We start from the raw sequence: 15,584 nt of genomic DNA on the forward strand, positions 1-15,584 counted from the left end.
ACTAGTTTTTCTAGGAAGACTTAAATTGTGAGATCAGCATTTGTACTGAGAAACCAGATTCGTTAAATGCATCGCTTTGGCGCGCAAGTGCTGACACTCCTGAGCTGTTCGCTCAATCATGTTATCGCTCTCTCTGGCGATTTCAGAAATGCCGGAGATGTGCGGTGATATCTCGTTGATCACATTGGATTGCTGCCCTGTCGCAGAGGCGATCTGCATGTTCATAGCATTCATCTCATCAACGCTATGAGAAATACTCGATAGCTGTTGCTCTGAATTGGAAGCCTCTACTCGACAGTTAGTTCCTAATGTGGTGCTTGTTTCTATCGCTGCCACGGCTTGTTGCGTGCGCTGTTGAAGTTTTTCGATGATGCCACGTATCTCTTCAGTTGATGCCTGGCTTCGTGAGGCGAGCGTTCTTACTTCGTCAGCAACCACCGAAAAGCCACGGCCTTGCTCACCAGCCCGAGCGGCTTCGATTGCCGCATTCAATGCTAACAAGTTCGTTTGTTCTGAAACACCGCTGATCACATCCAACACAGTGTCGATAGAGTTAGCATCTTGAGCGAGTTGATTAACGATTGCCGTGGTGTCGTCGAGTTGTTGGTTCATGTGCTCAATACTTTCTGAGGTGACGGTGACCGATTTTTGGCCGATGCTTATCGCACTAGAAGCTCTGCTCGCGCTATCGGCAGCACCGTTAGCATTTTGGGCGATTTCGTCAGAGCTGGCTCCCATCTCGTGAATGGCTGTGGCGACTTGTGCTATTTGGCTAGTTTGTTGTTTGATGTCTTGTTCCATCGATTGAGCCATTCGATCCACACTCTGAATGGATTCTGATATTTGCTGACCCGTATTCGACACGTCTTTAAGCAGCTCGCTAAGGTATTGAACAAATTGGTTATATCCTTTCGCAATCTGGCCTATTTCATCATGACGGGAGTCATCCAAGCGAAGCGTTAGATCGCCACCGCCTTTTCCTATCTGTTGCAATAGTTCTGCAACCTCAACGAAAGGCAGCAACAGTTTGTTGGTCGCCCATGCTGCGATTGGTGTGTAGATTGCAGCGATGAGTAAAGCCATAAAGATGATGGTTTGACTGAAGCCGTTTAATTCACTTAATACTTCTTGCTTAGGGATCTGAGTAATCAGAGTCCAACCAATCCCCGGCATCGCTTTGGAGCCTAGAATTTGAGGCTGCCCGTCAACAACACCCTCATGAACAATGGTTTGCTGACTACCGAGTAGCAGGCTACTTTCAATTCCGACAGAGTCCAGCGACTGACCAATTAGGTTTTTGTCTGGGTGAACCTTGATGATCCCTTGTTTATCGACCAGAAAAACAATACCGCTTTTACCCACGCTGTGGTTGCTGATCAACTGGGTAATACTTTCCAAGGTCAAGCCGATGCCAGTCACACCGATACGTTCGCCGTTTCGAGTCACCACATAGTTGACAAATAGCGCTGGGATTCCAGTACCGGCATCAATATCTAAAGAGAGCTCAAACGCTTTGTCTGACTGGATAAAACGGTAGAACCATTGGTCACTTTGTTCGTTGGCTGAGATAGTTTTCAGAACGCCATTGTGTGTGTAGTAAGTACTTGCTTCGTCTGATACATAATAGGCACTGATGGCATTGAATTCGTTTTTGACCGACTCAAGATAGGCGCGGAGGTTTTTCTCTGAGAGTGAGGCTTGCTTCATCAGAGGAGAGAGCGTCATCATCTTTGATGCGAGAATAGGGGTTTCTAACTTCAGGTTGATTTCATTACTCACCTCGCCAAGCGAAGCAGGCAGCTCTCTTTCAAAGGTTCTATCAATTAAAATGGCTCGGCTCGATTGAAATGAGTAAATCCCCATCACGCTGATAATGGCGAGAGCTGCGATGATCGTCGCCAATATTGCCTTAGTTCGTATAGTAAATTGCAATTTAGAGTCCCTTCTAAAAACGTCCAATGTTTATTTGTAAATATAATGTTAAATAAAACCTGACTCTTTGGTCAATAAATGAATTGTAGAAGTGAGGGTTGAGCGATATTTGTACAAATGTGGAAGATCTTTCCTATTTGTATTTTTGAAGTCGAGTTCTATACGCTCACGTCTCACAAATTAAAAGTTACACTCATCGGTTTACTTTTGTATTTTGATATGTAAACTATCCAGTGTAGTTTTTGTGTTGGGTTTATCCCAATGATTAAAGAGATACCAATGAAAAAATATCTATTACCGATTTTAGGAGTACTTGCCGTGGTCGCTATCGTAAGCACAGGTTCACAATCAAACGACAATCTAGATAAGCTTCCGAAGAAGTTTGTTAACAGTGAACTGGAATACAAATCGGGTATGTCTGATATTTTTTCAATCTTGAAAGCGTATGTGACAGTGGAAAGGAATGAGTCAGTGCCGCGTGCTGCATTGCCTTTAATGCCTATGACAGCCGAGCAGTTGCTAGAAGAGACTGAAGACGTTGCGTACCGCTTAGGTCACTCAAGTGTGCTGATGAAGCTGGATGGCAAGCTTGTGATGACCGATCCTGTGTTCAGTGACCGAGCATCACCCGTGCAATGGATGGGGCCAAAGCGCTTCCACCCAACACCAATCTCACTGCAAGATCTACCTGACATTGATGTGGTAGTTATCAGCCATGATCACTACGACCATTTAGATAAAGGTGCGGTTAAAGTATTAGCCGACAAAGTAGGGACATTCTTGGTCCCACTTAGAGTCGGAGCGCTACTTGAAAAGTGGGGCGTGGATAAAGAAAAGATCATTGAATTGAACTGGTGGGAATCGGCAACAGCCTCAGGTATTGAGTTTACTTTGACGCCGACACAGCACTTCTCTGGCCGTGGCTTACTTGACCGTGACCAAACCCTATGGGGTAGCTGGGTGATTAACGCTTCAGACAAGAAAGTATTCTTTAGTGGTGACTCTGGTTACTTCAATGGCTTTAAAGAGATTGGTGAGCGTTTCGGACCGTTTGATTTAACCATGGTAGAAACAGGCGCGTACAACTCGCTTTGGGCGGATATTCATATGTTCCCAGAGCAAAGCGTTCAAGCGCACATCGACCTTCAAGGTAAGGTGATGATGCCAATCCACAACAGTACCTTTGACCTTTCTATGCACGACTGGCAAGACCCAATGGAACAAGCATTGGCGATAAGCAAAGAGCGAGATGTGCAAATGGTGAGCCCTGTGATGGGTGAACGACTCGTCATTTCAGAACCTGTACCTGTTCAAGCCTGGTGGAAACTGGCATCGAATTAGAGCTTGTACCAGATAGACATAGCTAAACCGATAAGCTACATAAACCCAGCTCATACACAAAACGCCACCAATCGTGGATTCGGTGGCGTTTTTGCTTTTTGAAATGAGTGGCTTGTCCGAAAAGACTTCTTCTTATTTAGAGCAACTTTCGAGATTCTTTGCCATTTTGTTGGCGACTTTTCGGAACTGTTCTAGTTCATCTTCGGCCATGCCTTTGGTCATTCTCTGCAGCATCTCTCGATCAATATTCGAAACCTTACCCATGATCTCTTGACCCTTATCGGTCAGAACCAATAACTGGCTACGCTTGTCTTCTGGGTTCGGAGATTTCTTCACAAGCTCTTGATTGATCAATGCATTAATTAATCTCGTGACCTGCGCTTTATCGCGATTTAAGAAGTGCGCGATATCGATAGCCGTACATGGGGACTTCTTAGTAATGATCTTCATGACGCGAATGTTCATTGGTGCGATCTCAGAGTCCAAGCTCTCAATCTGCTCGCTCATTTGACGTTTCAAAGAGTGTACCAAACGAAAGATAGACTCTAGCGATGTGTTATCAGACATAAACGATCCTCAGAAAAGTGGTTGACAATATCAACTACTGTATTTATGGTTGACATTATCAACTTAATTGTTCGTAAATTCAAGACAGGAAATAGATATGACGATTCAAGCAACACTAACGCCAACTCTTCCTGAGCAAAAAGGCACCCCAGTTTTATACAAAATTTTGGTCATGATGAGCTTAATGCTAACCATTGGCGGCAGCTTAACGGCCGTGATGACCTACATGAATGTCGGATTCGGTGAGGCATTCATCGGCAACTGGCTCTCTTCGTTAGCTCTAGTTGTCGTGATTATGATGCCAATTGGCGTGGTAATGATGACTTTGGTGACTAAGTTGGTCGCCAAGGTATTACCCAATTACGGCGAGAAAGCTCGCAACCTAATCGTGGGATTGATTATGGCTTTGATCATGGAGTCCATCATGGCATTTGTAACAGCGGCAAATAATATTGGATTTTCGGATACATCGGCGTTTACCAGTGGATGGTTTAATGGATTTATTGCTGCGCTCCCGATTGGCCTTACGATCATGGTCGTGATGTCGATGACGGTTAAACCTAAGCTAGAACGATTCATGAAGAGCTAGCCAACACACTTTTTAAGCATTGTAGGAGATCCACATGACAGCATTCACAGGCAAACATAACAACTACCTTATCACTATCGAAGAAGTGAACATCAAAGAAGATCGTGAACTGCAAACCATGCAGTTTGAAATTGAAGACAGAGAAAACATGTTCGCGATTGTTGAGAAGATCAAACAAGACAGCGGCTTAGACGAGCAATCAGCGGCGCGACTCGGGGTGAGCATCCGCTTACTTGGCCCAATGATGATGCAAGATAGAAAGCACCCTCTGTTTGTTGATTTCATGCCTCACTTTAGAAACTTCATGCAGAATCTGAAGAAGACGTTAAAAGGGCAGTAAAGCCTAATCATCAGTAGTACGCTTAGAAAGCCAGTAATCAATTTACTGGCTTTTTTGTATCTAATACCAATCGTAGTAAATAACTGGTCAGCCTAGCTGGTTAAAACGCTCGATAACTGCGTTATAATTTTTGATTGTAGAATAACTACTTATCAAAAAATGATTCCTTGTTCTCAAACCTTTTTCCGGCGCTATTTCTGAACACTTACTTACTGTGATTGGTATAAATCAAAATAGTTTCAGTTGTTTACGTTTAGAATATGCGAAAATTGATGGCTGAATTTTCGGTGTTGCTTCGTTGTTGAATTGTCTATTCAAGCTTCAATAAATCCGATATTATACGGGTCATAAAAATAAAAGTGGTATTATATGACAAATCTATTTAAGCAAGCAGCTGAAGAACTGCTGAGTCGCCGTGTTGCGGGAACCAAAGCACCAAGATTGGACGAGCAGTACCGCCCGAATAACTTGGAAGATGCGCTAAAGATCCAATCCTCAATGATCGATCTCAAGAGCGACAAAGTCGGTGGTTGGAAGTGTTTACTTCCTTTGGCTGAAGACAAGTTCATTGTAGCGCCTATCTTCTCGGGCAGCGTTCAGCAAGGTGAGGTTTGCGAACTGTTTGCTGACAACGACGTAGTACGTGTTGAGCCTGAAATTGCATTTACGCTCGTTAAGAGCCTGCCTGCAAGCCAAGAAGGTTACAGCGAAGAGCAAATCAACGACGCGATCGGTTCTTGCCACATGGCTCTTGAGTTGATGCAGTCACGTTTTGCTGATGACAGCGGTGCTGAGTTCTACGAAAAGCTTGCTGATGGCCTAGTAAACCAAGGCTTGTTCATTGGCCCAGAGATTGACCGTGAAAAAGCGTTCACTTCTGCTGAGATCAATATTGAAGTGACTCAAGGCGAACAAGTTCAAGCGTTTGCAGGTAAGCACCCAAATACATTACCACCAAGCCCTATCTACTGGCTGATCAACTACATGACTCGTCGTGGCATTGATTTCCAAGCGGGTGAAGCAATCATCACGGGTTCATACTGCGGTATCGTGGAGATGGGCTTCGATAAACCGACGACCTTCCATTACGAAGGCATTGGTGAATACCAAGTGACGTTCCAACAAAAAAACTAAGCAAGAAAACAGCTAAATTAGCAACAGCACTAAGCAAGCAAAAGCTAGCTTCTGTGTACACGCTATTTGTTCTCGAAAAGCTATCTGTTCTCAAAAGGCTATTTACTGGTGAGTAAATAGCCTTTTCTATTATGTGATGTTCAATGGTGTGCTTATTACTTTGCATTAAATTGGGCGTTTAGACGTCTAGACGTTGACAAGCCTTAAGTGTGACATTAGTCTGCTCACCTTTCTGTTCTATTGTGTTGTCGTTCCATGTCCAATTCGAAAAATTCTAATGCGGTAATTGCCCCTTCGGCAGTGGCGCTTATCCCTCTGATCGTGTTCCTTGCGCTGTTTATTGGCGTAGGTACGTACTTGTCACTGCAAGGCGTCGATTTTGCTTTCTATCAGCTTCCAGCTCCAATTGCAGCTTTGCCTGCTGTGATGTTGGCGTTGTTGCTAAGCAAAGATAAATTGAACCGTGCTATCGAACAATTCTTGGGTGGAGTCGGTCACAAAGACATTATCGCAATGTGTATGATCTACCTATTGGCGGGTGCTTTTGCGGCAGTGGCTAAAGCGTCTGGCGGCGTTGACGCGACGGTAAATCTTGGTCTGTCGGCGATTCCTACGAGCATGATCCTGCCGGGTATCTTCCTGATTTCAGCTTTCATCGCGACAGCAATGGGTACCTCGATGGGCACCATCGCTGCGGTTGCACCTGTGGCGTTAGGCATTGCTGACTCAGCAGGCATGAGCATTCCACTAACAGCCGGTGTTGTTTTAAGTGGCGCGATGTTTGGTGACAACCTTTCTATCATCTCTGATACCACGATTGCCGCGACCCGTTCGCAAGGCTGTGAGATGAGAGACAAGTTTAAAGAGAATATCCGTATTGCACTTCCTGCTGCTCTTATCGCGATTGTTATCTTTGCTTTCAACAGCACGGCAACTCAGGTTCCTGAAACAGGCCCAATCGAGTGGCTGAAAGTACTGCCGTACATCACTATTTTGATTCTTGCAGTATCGGGCATGAATGTGTTCGTTGTGCTAACAATCGGTATCTTGTTGGCGGGTGGCGTGAGCCTAGGTTCTGTCGAGAACTACGGTATGACGGATTACGCTCAAGATATTTATGCAGGCTTCGGTAACATGCAGGAAATCTTCCTACTGTCGATGCTGATCGGTGGTTTGAGTGAGTTGATGCGTCGCCAAGGCGGACTAGCGTTCCTAACTAACCTTGTAAGCGGTGTGATTCGTGCGTTTGGCTCTTCACACTCTAAGCAAGCGAATGGCCGTGCGAGTGAGCTAGGTATTGCTGGCTTGGTATCTATGGTGAATCTATGTACTGCAAACAACACAGTAGCGATTATTGTGTCTGGTAGCGTGGCTCGCCAACTGGCGGAAGAGAACAACGTGTCTCCGCGTCGTTCGGCAAGTTTGTTGGATATTTTCTCTTGTGTAATTCAAGGCGTATTGCCTTACGGTGCACAGGTATTGCTATTAGGTTCTGTGTTCAACCTTTCGCCGCTAGAGATTGTTTCTAACTCGTACTACTGTTTTGCACTAGCTATCGTGGCTGTAGTCGCTGTGTTTATCAAACACCCAGCACGCCAAGTGGCTAACGCTTAATTGTAATTGTCCAAACCCAGTCGTAACTGGCTTTGATAAGAAGGCTCCTTAATAGGAGCCTTTTTTTGTGTTTGTAATGAACAGACTGAAAATTTGGGTTTACTTGTTAAAGAAGGCTTTCAAGCTCACTGGCCGTTGCGACATTGCAGTAACCAAAGCTCAGTGCAGCCATGAATGCGGCATGGACATGCGCTGCTGGAACCTTAACGCCATTGAACTCCATATCTAAGGTTGTGCAAGCATCATGCGCTACGTGGCATTCATAGCCTAAATCGGTTGCTGCACGAGTCACAGCATCAATACACATGTGGCTCATTGCGCCAACGATGATCAGTTTCTCAATGCCTTGATCCTTTAGCACCCTGTTCAGTTCAGTGTCTCTAAAGCTATTGATTTGATGCTTTACGATAACAGACTCTCCTTCTAGCGGAGTCACGCTGCTGTGGATTTGAGCACCGTCTGATTCTGGCAAGAAGAATGGAGCATCATTCGTCGGAAACTCATGACGTACATGAACCACAGGAAGTTGCTTGTCTCTGAAAGCGGATAATAACTGTGCACCTTTTTCGGCAGCTTTTTCTGTTTCAGACAGCGCCCATTTGGCACCTTCGTATGAAGGGAAATAGTCATTTTGAAAGTCGATAAGTAGTAGGGCTGTGTTCTTCATAGTTTATACCTTTGTATTTAGTGTGTTGCGGTGTAGGGATATTATGAATACTCTGTAGTTTTTATCGCACGTCAAAAATGACAGACTCTATGGCAATAGTGACAAAATCAATAATGGTCGAAATAATCGACTATCCAGGCTCTCTGCAAAGTGCTGTGTTTGGAGTGAAAGAGTTTCTTCAATTGGCTAATAGCCTCGAACCTTCCAATGAGCAGGTTCAGTTTCATGTTGAAATTAAGCCTTGCGACGATTGGTCTAAATCGGTCGATGGATTAATCGAGAACTCAAAAGCAGACATCATTTTGGTGCCGCCAAACTTAGATGGCAGCTACTACTTAGAACCAGATGAAGGGTTGTTGGATTATCTTGTTCAGTCTCATCAACGTGGGGCGATACTGTGTTCAGCTTGCGCGGGCGTGTTTATTTTGGCGGGAACGGGGTTGTTGCAAGGACGAACCGTGACAACGCATTGGCAAGCACAACAACAATTCTCGGAGCAATATGCTGAGGTCGATGTTGATGTCGATAAAATCTTGATCGATGACGCTGACATTATCACCGCTGGTGGTTTGATGTCGTGGATGGATCTCGCTTTGTTTATCCTGACCAAATATACAACGCCGACCAATACTCGTAATCTAGGTAAATACCTCGTGCTTGATACGGGATTGAGAGAGCAACGCTACTATCAGAGCTTTGTGCCGAACTATGCTCACGGCAATGACAAAATTGTGTCGGTGCAGCGTTTTATTCAAAAGAACCATCACCTTTCGTTGTCTCTTGATCAATTGGCTGAAGAAGCGTTTATGACTCGAAGAACCTTTATCCGTCAATTTACCAAAGCGACCAGCTACACGCCTATCAATTATATCCAACATGTACGTATTCAAAGCGCGTGCGAGTTATTAGAAAGCTCTCATAAACCGGTTGAGCAAATCAGCTACCTAGTGGGCTATGAGGACGTGAACAGCTTCCGAAAAGTCTTTATGAAAATCATTGGTTTAACACCATCAAGATTTCGTTCTAGATTTCTCTCTGAGGAATGATTTACCATAGATTGATATTCAATACTTATCACTTGCACTGATTCAATGCGTCACTTACTGAGTATGTGACGTGATATTGAAATGATCTTTTCTCGAACATAAATGGAATTTTGATGCTCGCTATTCCCTTGCCATTTGTTGCTGCTCTGTTGTTATTTATCACGGCCGTTTTGCTTCGATATCGTTACCCACAAACAAGTCAAAAACCATTTTGGTTTATCATGTTGTGCGCGTTGATGATTACTGTTGTTGGGTTACGTTGGACGGTAGATATCGCATTGTTTCGTTTCTTACAGCCAGTTCTAGGGGCAAGCGTACCTGTAACGGCATGGCTCTGTTTTGCGGGGGTTCACCGAAGTAAGCCTAATACACATTTGCACTGGTTAGGTCCAGTCGCTGTTCTGGTTGGCTCATTTTTTTATGAGCATCTTTGGGGCGGGGCGATAGATATATTACTGATCTCGCTATATCTCGGCTATGGCTGCTTGTTGTTGAAATCATCGTTTAACTTTCCAGAGCACGTCAGGCTGAGTGATGTATCGAATGTTTTGCTTGCTGAACGTGTTGCTGGTTTTGCTTTGCTGTTTTCAGCTCTCGTGGACGGTATTATCTCGTATGATATTTTGCTGCTCAACGCACAACATACTGACTTGATCCTATCTATTAGCTACTTAGTTCTTATTCCCGCGATTATTGGGGCTGTGATTGTTGTCAGCACCAGTACGTCTCCGATTCAGAAGCAAAATCAACAACAGAGCGAACTACCAACACTAAATAGCTTACCTGACGAAGCTGATGCACTGATATCAACGGTAAGCTTAGATGGAGACGAAGACAAAGACGTCACGCAGATAGTCGCTAAGTTTGATGCGTTGATGAGAGAGCATCAGGTGTTCAAAGATCCGGATTTGTCTCTCAATCGATTGGCGAGAAAGCTAGGAATCCCAGCTCGGAAAATATCGTCGGCGGTTAACCAAACTCATAATGAGAACATTTCGAAGGTGATCAATACTTATCGAGTTGAGTACGCCAAGACTCTATTGAAGCAAAGTGATGAGACGATAACCGATATTTTCCTTAATTCAGGTTTTCAAACCAAGTCCAATTTCAATCGTGAGTTTTCAAGGATTACTGGGCAAACTCCGAGTGAGTATCGGAGCTCGCCATGAGTGTTAGGTTGAGTTTGTTTACTTTTCAGTTTATCGATTTAGAAAGTCAACAATGTCATTCAATATCAATTGATGTAGTTCACCGCGTGAAGCTCCTAAGCCGTCTTTACAAATAATGCCATCGCCCGGTACTTCCTCTTCAAGCACTGCTTCGGCTCCCGATTTACATGGTTGAATGAAACTGAAATGAGTGGTGTTTTCGTAGACTTTGTATTGTCTCGAACTAAGAGGTATATGCTCCGCCATGTAGCCAGACTCTAATGCCTGAGGTAAGTCGCCAATATTAATCCCCGCAGCCAGTATTAAAGTGGGTACATTGATTTCATTGAGGCTTTGCACCGAAAAGCTACGAGCAAGCCCCAAATCAAGGCTAACCACGCGCTGTATTCGAGGGTCTGAAAGGTCTTTATCGTTTGGTTCAGCCGTTTGTACTTGTGATAGCCCTAATTCATCAGATAGCCCACAAGTACGTGGGTTAGGGTATATAAGACATTCGGCCTCTAAGGTTTCCCTATCGATTTTCGCTCCTGCCAATTGCATCACTGTCCAGCCTCCTAATGAATGCCCGATTGCGGTGATATTGTTGGCGTTAACAGATTGCTTCCATAGAACTTCGCTTAATAGGTAATCGAGAGTTCGTGTGATATCTCGCGGTCTTTCCCACCACTTGGCTGCTTGCTCTGGAGATTGGTCAAAAGATGTGGTTCCCGGATGGTTGACTGAGGCGACTATGTATCCACGATGTGCGAGTGCTGTTGCCAACCAATTCTGGTTTCGCCAGTTACCACGATAACCATGCGATATGAGGACAGCGGGAAACTTACCTGATTGAATCTTGGCATCTTTGATGATTTGCGTACCGATGAAAGCTGGATTATCGCCAATCAATGTTGTGTTTGATTCATCTTGTGTAGGATACCAAATGGCAGTGTTGAGGGGGCGAATAGGGTCGTCTGTTAAGGTGACTTGAGTGAATCCGACATCGGAAGCGATGGCAGAAGTACAAAAGGAAAGTAGGGATGCGAACAGTAAATATGTCCATTTCATGAGGTTGACTCCATTTGAGGTAATTGGAGTCAATATGCGCTAAAGCCAGTGAGGGCGAGACCTAAAACACGATCGAGGACGCCCTAGATCGTGTTTGAGTACCAACTTAGCTATTTTGGAAGAGCCTAATTCAGTTTCTTAGTCACATACTCTTTGTTTCTGACCATCAGCCACATCAAGCCGCCTAGGATTCCCACCGATAATTGGATAAAGCCTAGGTTTTCAATTAGCGAATCTGGGCGGATTGAAACCAAAACCATACCAAGTGAACCACAAATCATGCTAAAGAATTGAATCAATGCAACGGCAGAGCCTGTGTCTTGATCTTGCTGGTTCAACATTAAGTTGGTGCCTGGTACTCGCATGATGATAACCATCAGCGTCGCTGGTGCTGCGATAAACATAAAGAACCAAGGTGACAAACCACCGATTGTCAGCGTAAAGATTCCGGCAATTGCTAATAGAGCAAAACACGCTGAAATCACTTTTTGAACCGACACTCGATAGGATAGCTTCATATAAAGCGTTGGCCCAAATGAGGCACACAATGCATTGAATGCGAAAGCGTAACTGAATTGCTGCTCGGTCAATCCGAAGTCATTGATGTAGATATAAGACCCTGCGGCAAGAAAACCCATTAGCGCCATTGGTGTGATAGAGAAAATAACCAGCAGCTTTATGAACGAGCGATTCTTCATGACCACGGCCAGCCTTCCCCATGAACGGAAAATAGAGCCTTGGTATTTGCTTTCAAGTGTCTCTCGGTAGCAAAGCGCCAATACTGATGCGAACGCACCAAAAACGGCTAGGGTAACGAACATCATTCGCCAAGATGCAATTTTCAGTAGAAAGGCGCCAAATACCGGTGCAACCATTGGTGCGATGATCACCAGAGACATGATGGTCGCCATGATCTTTTCGCGTTCTCGGCCGTCATAAAGATCTTTCACGATGGCGGTTGCGATAACGGTGATGGCACTGCCTGCAAAGGCTTGGAATATACGAGCACCAATCAACTGCTCGATGCTATTGGTCATGGCACATAATACGCTCGCTACCATATAGCTTGCGATGCCAATGAGTAGAATCGGCTTACGTCCAAACTTTTCGCTGAGCGGGCCCCAGAACAATAGGCCAACCGCATAGGTCACGAAGTAGCTGCTCAGTGTTAGGTTGACCATCGATTGGTCGGTATTGAACACCTCAACCATTTGCGGAAGAGCTGGTAAATACAAGTCGATGGTCAATGGAGGAAATGCACTGATGATGACGAGGAAAAATAGCATACCGGTCTTACCCAGTACTGGTTGTGGTTTCTTCAAGGTATTTCCCCGTTATCCAATAAAGGACTTTTAATGGATGTGATGTTGGTTTTCAGAAGGTTTATGACACGTCAGACATGAAGGATGGATCCGCTCAAGAACTTGGCGGAAAATCTCTAATGGTTTGTCTTGGTACTTATTGTATTACAAAATATTATCACTCTTATAGTAAACGAGTTCAACCTGTTAGTGACCGGGTTCGATTGTAATGATGATCGATAGTTTGTAATGCTCATAGAAAGGTTGTAAGAGCTGTGAATTAGCTGGTTATCTTTTCATTGGGCGCTTTTCTACCAAACCATTACGTTCTAAACCACGTCTAACACTGCTGCATAGCTTACCAAAACGGCGCAGTTCTTCGAAGTTAGGGCCTTGGCCGATTGAAATACTGTGTTCCCAGTACATCAATTCGCTGTCGACCATCTCCAATAATTTCTTAGAACAACCAGAGCAGTTTCCTTTCGGTCCACAGATGAACGTCTCTGACTCGTAAAGAGGGAGTTCGTTCTTAACTTCTTCAATTAGGCTCAGCATTGCCGAATTTAGGTCTGGCTTTTTGTCTGTGAGTGGTTTCAAGTTTAGTGCTTGTGAGGCAATCACAGAAGAAGTTGGTGTATTGGTGTGCAAATTCAAAGCAGCTGATGACATATCAAAGGCCTCAAGGAAAGAAGAAGAGGCGCATGCTACTCGTCGCAAGAAAATGAATCTTGATGTAGTGCAATAAGCGTTGAGATATACCCTAAAGAGGTAGATGAAAGAGGGAGTCAGAGTCACAAACGTTTTGTGACTCTGGTTTATCTCCTAGACTTAACGCAGAAAATAGTCTTAACGCTTAGAATTCAGCGTCAAATTGGAACACCATCCACTCTTTGGTTACTGGGTGGTGTAGCGCAAGTCTTTCTGCATGTAGGTGCAGTCGGTCGGCCTTGTTGCCGTACAAGCCATCACCCAAGATAGGCATATCTAGTCCTTCTTGGTGTGAACAGTGAACACGTAACTGGTGAGTACGGCCAGTTTTCGGGTGCAGATAAACCTTGGTGGTGTCTTGGGTTCGCTCAATCACTTCCCATTTGGTTTCTGCAGGCTTGCCGTGTTCGAAGCAGACAATCTGACGTGGACGGTCGTATAAGTCACCACGCAGCGGTAAGCGAACATAACCTTCATCTTGCTCTAGAACGCCTTCGATCATTGCCACGTAGCGCTTCTCGACTTCACGAGTAATGAATTGCTTCTGCAGACTTTTGTTTGCACGTCGTGTAAGAGCAAATATCAGAATGCCAGAGGTCGCCATATCCAAACGGTGGATAACAAAGGGTCCTTCAACATCTTGATGCATTTCTTGAACGCGAGTGTAGGCCGAATCTTTAATCGTTTTACCCGGTACAGATAGAAAGCCTGCTGGTTTATGTACCACTACGATGTGATCGTCTTGGAACAGGATGTCGAGATCTTTACCTTCTGCTGGGTTCTCTAGCAATGGGTTTGGATCGACTTCTAGGCCTTTCATCATATGGCCAAGGATCGGTACACACTTACTCTGACAAGAAGCGTAGTATTTCTTGTGCTTACGGATTTCAGACTTCGGAGAACGACCCCACCAAAATTCAGCCAATGCCAACGGTGTATAACCATTTAGATACGCGTATTGCAGCAGCTTGGGTGCGGCGCATTCGCCAGAACCTGCTGGTGGTATCTTGTTTGGGGTGTCTTCAAAGATCTGGTTCAGATCCTCAATGTTGCCTTCCGCATTTTGGAAAGCGTATTGTGAAAACAGTTTGTGCTGAAGCTGATGAGAAAGGTGTGCTCTTTGCTCTTTGAGTTCAGCTAATTGAGTGGTGAACACAGCAACTTTACTTTGAAGTTCATTTAGGGTCTGTTCCCAGTTGAGCTTAAGATATTTCTGCTGATTTTTGTCGGCAACACTGGCTTTGTTTAACTCGTTATTCAGTTGTTCGAAGGCTTGCTCATCAAGGTTTTCTTTACCTTGTTCACGTTGTTCTTTACGTGTCTTTCGGCCTTCTATAATTAACAAACGCTGGGCTTCAATCTCTTGCTCTGCCTGTGCTTTCTGCTGCGCCAATTGTTCACACAATTCAAGGTATTCAGCGTTCGCTTGCAGGGCTTTAAATTTCGCGTTAACAGCCATAATGTCGGCCGTGTCTTGATGAAAAAAACTGTCGCTGCTGAGCATGTCGAAGACTGGCGGCACAAAGTGAGGTAATAAGTTTTGGTCAGCGATTTTGCCAGAGAAAGCAGAGAAGTAACCAAGCTCACCTTCAGGGCTTTTCACCAGTAACACGCCAAACATCTTGCCGCGGCCTACGTCAGAACCTAGCCCGAAGTCATGTTGCCAATCGGTTTGTGTTTCTAGGTATTGTTGAAGCTGATGAGAAGCGATTTCACACAATTCGTGCGGCTCATAATAGAACGGGAAGGTGAAACGCTCAGGCAACGAATATGACTCGATCGGCTGTTGAAAGCGAGTGAAGCAATGCTCAGGTGTGTGGCTGTTTTCTGAGTCGTGCGTTGGTTTGGATGAGTGCATATTGTCGTCTTACTACTTATATCGTGGTGATAAATGGTTGTGAGTCTACTGTGTATGATTATAGAGCCTAGAAACAGAGCGACCAAAATAGAGGCCTTTAAAAACAAGGCTTCTAGAAACCGACGTTCTAATAATAAAAAGTGAAGAAACACAGTACAAGGCGGGGATTCTACTCTTTATCGAAAAGCGCCTCAAATAAGAAATGGCTCAATGATCGGATACAAGAGTTGTCATTTTGAATGAAAAACTCAGGAGCATCGCTTGATCGTCA

Annotated in this window: 14 protein-coding genes; 7 read left to right on the top strand and 7 right to left on the bottom strand. The window is 44.6% G+C overall.

Features of this window, described 5'->3' with window-relative positions; translation table 11 throughout:
• Nucleotides 1–33: 33 nt before the first annotated feature.
• Complete coding sequence (locus BCT49_RS03140) at nt 34–1,932, bottom strand: methyl-accepting chemotaxis protein (protein ID WP_241908024.1); 1,899 nt, start codon at nt 1,930–1,932, stop codon at nt 34–36.
• Between the two features lie 279 nt (nt 1,933–2,211).
• Here BCT49_RS03140 and BCT49_RS03145 point away from each other — a divergent pair, with 279 nt between their 5' ends.
• The gene (locus BCT49_RS03145; protein ID WP_102434109.1) at nt 2,212–3,273 is read left to right on the top strand and encodes an MBL fold metallo-hydrolase; all 1,062 of its coding nucleotides are present in this window, start codon (nt 2,212–2,214) and stop codon (nt 3,271–3,273) included.
• Between the two features lie 132 nt (nt 3,274–3,405).
• Here the strand turns inward: BCT49_RS03145 and BCT49_RS03150 are convergent, their stop codons facing one another.
• Nucleotides 3,406–3,840 carry a MarR family winged helix-turn-helix transcriptional regulator gene (locus tag BCT49_RS03150; protein WP_102434110.1) on the bottom strand — a complete coding sequence of 145 codons (435 nt, stop codon included), beginning with the start codon at nt 3,838–3,840 and terminating at the stop codon, nt 3,406–3,408.
• Between the two features lie 97 nt (nt 3,841–3,937).
• Here BCT49_RS03150 and BCT49_RS03155 point away from each other — a divergent pair, with 97 nt between their 5' ends.
• From BCT49_RS03155 to BCT49_RS03170, 4 genes are all read left to right on the top strand, one after another.
• Nucleotides 3,938–4,429: a DUF2798 domain-containing protein gene (locus BCT49_RS03155; RefSeq protein WP_102434111.1), complete on the top strand. Its 492-nt coding sequence runs from the start codon at nt 3,938–3,940 to the stop codon at nt 4,427–4,429.
• Between the two features lie 34 nt (nt 4,430–4,463).
• Nucleotides 4,464–4,769 (top strand): DUF3861 domain-containing protein, encoded by a 306-nt coding sequence (locus BCT49_RS03160; RefSeq protein WP_102434112.1) that lies wholly within the window; start codon nt 4,464–4,466, stop codon nt 4,767–4,769.
• 369 nt (nt 4,770–5,138) lie between these two features.
• The gene (locus BCT49_RS03165) at nt 5,139–5,903 is read left to right on the top strand and encodes a hydratase (protein ID WP_102434113.1); all 765 of its coding nucleotides are present in this window, start codon (nt 5,139–5,141) and stop codon (nt 5,901–5,903) included.
• Between the two features lie 255 nt (nt 5,904–6,158).
• Nucleotides 6,159–7,517, top strand: a complete 1,359-nt coding sequence (locus BCT49_RS03170; RefSeq protein ID WP_017111608.1) for a Na+/H+ antiporter NhaC family protein — start codon at nt 6,159–6,161, stop codon at nt 7,515–7,517.
• Between the two features lie 106 nt (nt 7,518–7,623).
• On the opposite strand, the gene BCT49_RS03175 is transcribed toward BCT49_RS03170, so the two are convergent.
• Complete coding sequence (locus BCT49_RS03175) at nt 7,624–8,184, bottom strand: cysteine hydrolase family protein (RefSeq protein ID WP_102434114.1); 561 nt, start codon at nt 8,182–8,184, stop codon at nt 7,624–7,626.
• An 89-nt stretch (nt 8,185–8,273) separates the two neighbouring features.
• Between BCT49_RS03175 and BCT49_RS03180 the strand changes: the two genes are divergently transcribed.
• The gene (locus BCT49_RS03180; RefSeq protein ID WP_102434115.1) at nt 8,274–9,230 is read left to right on the top strand and encodes a GlxA family transcriptional regulator; all 957 of its coding nucleotides are present in this window, start codon (nt 8,274–8,276) and stop codon (nt 9,228–9,230) included.
• 110 nt (nt 9,231–9,340) lie between these two features.
• Nucleotides 9,341–10,399, top strand: a complete 1,059-nt coding sequence (locus BCT49_RS03185; protein WP_102434116.1) for a helix-turn-helix domain-containing protein — start codon at nt 9,341–9,343, stop codon at nt 10,397–10,399.
• 30 nt (nt 10,400–10,429) lie between these two features.
• On the opposite strand, the gene BCT49_RS03190 is transcribed toward BCT49_RS03185, so the two are convergent.
• The 4 genes from BCT49_RS03190 to BCT49_RS03205 all read right to left on the bottom strand — a co-directional run bounded on the left by BCT49_RS03190 (nt 10,430) and on the right by BCT49_RS03205 (nt 15,313).
• Nucleotides 10,430–11,446, bottom strand: a complete 1,017-nt coding sequence (locus BCT49_RS03190) for an alpha/beta hydrolase family protein (RefSeq protein ID WP_102434117.1) — start codon at nt 11,444–11,446, stop codon at nt 10,430–10,432.
• Between the two features lie 125 nt (nt 11,447–11,571).
• Nucleotides 11,572–12,732: a multidrug effflux MFS transporter gene (locus BCT49_RS03195; RefSeq protein WP_102434163.1), complete on the bottom strand. Its 1,161-nt coding sequence runs from the start codon at nt 12,730–12,732 to the stop codon at nt 11,572–11,574.
• Between the two features lie 303 nt (nt 12,733–13,035).
• On the bottom strand, nt 13,036–13,416 hold the full coding sequence (locus BCT49_RS03200) for a hypothetical protein (RefSeq protein ID WP_102434118.1): 381 nt from the start codon (nt 13,414–13,416) through the stop codon (nt 13,036–13,038).
• Between the two features lie 184 nt (nt 13,417–13,600).
• Entirely contained in the window at nt 13,601–15,313 is a 1,713-nt protein-coding gene (locus BCT49_RS03205) for an RluA family pseudouridine synthase (RefSeq protein WP_102434119.1), read from the bottom strand.
• Nucleotides 15,314–15,584 lie beyond the last annotated feature (271 nt).

Source organism: Vibrio lentus (genome assembly GCF_002875945.1).
GTDB classification, from domain to species: domain Bacteria; phylum Pseudomonadota; class Gammaproteobacteria; order Enterobacterales; family Vibrionaceae; genus Vibrio; species Vibrio apostichopi.

Excerpts from the sequence above, each read along its gene's own strand:
- BCT49_RS03160 (WP_102434112.1), top strand. The coding sequence starts at position 4,464 with ATGACAGCATTCACAGGCAAACATAACAACTACCTTATCACTATCGAA.
- BCT49_RS03175 (WP_102434114.1), bottom strand. The coding sequence starts at position 8,184 with ATGAAGAACACAGCCCTACTACTTATCGACTTTCAAAATGACTATTTC.
- BCT49_RS03190 (WP_102434117.1), bottom strand. The coding sequence starts at position 11,446 with ATGAAATGGACATATTTACTGTTCGCATCCCTACTTTCCTTTTGTACT.
- BCT49_RS03150 (WP_102434110.1), bottom strand. The coding sequence starts at position 3,840 with ATGTCTGATAACACATCGCTAGAGTCTATCTTTCGTTTGGTACACTCT.
- BCT49_RS03155 (WP_102434111.1), top strand. The coding sequence starts at position 3,938 with ATGACGATTCAAGCAACACTAACGCCAACTCTTCCTGAGCAAAAAGGC.
- BCT49_RS03205 (WP_102434119.1), bottom strand. The coding sequence starts at position 15,313 with ATGCACTCATCCAAACCAACGCACGACTCAGAAAACAGCCACACACCT.
- BCT49_RS03180 (WP_102434115.1), top strand. The coding sequence starts at position 8,274 with ATGGCAATAGTGACAAAATCAATAATGGTCGAAATAATCGACTATCCA.
- BCT49_RS03170 (WP_017111608.1), top strand. The coding sequence starts at position 6,159 with ATGTCCAATTCGAAAAATTCTAATGCGGTAATTGCCCCTTCGGCAGTG.
- BCT49_RS03200 (WP_102434118.1), bottom strand. The coding sequence starts at position 13,416 with ATGTCATCAGCTGCTTTGAATTTGCACACCAATACACCAACTTCTTCT.
- BCT49_RS03165 (WP_102434113.1), top strand. The coding sequence starts at position 5,139 with ATGACAAATCTATTTAAGCAAGCAGCTGAAGAACTGCTGAGTCGCCGT.
- BCT49_RS03195 (WP_102434163.1), bottom strand. The coding sequence starts at position 12,732 with ATGCTATTTTTCCTCGTCATCATCAGTGCATTTCCTCCATTGACCATC.
- BCT49_RS03145 (WP_102434109.1), top strand. The coding sequence starts at position 2,212 with ATGAAAAAATATCTATTACCGATTTTAGGAGTACTTGCCGTGGTCGCT.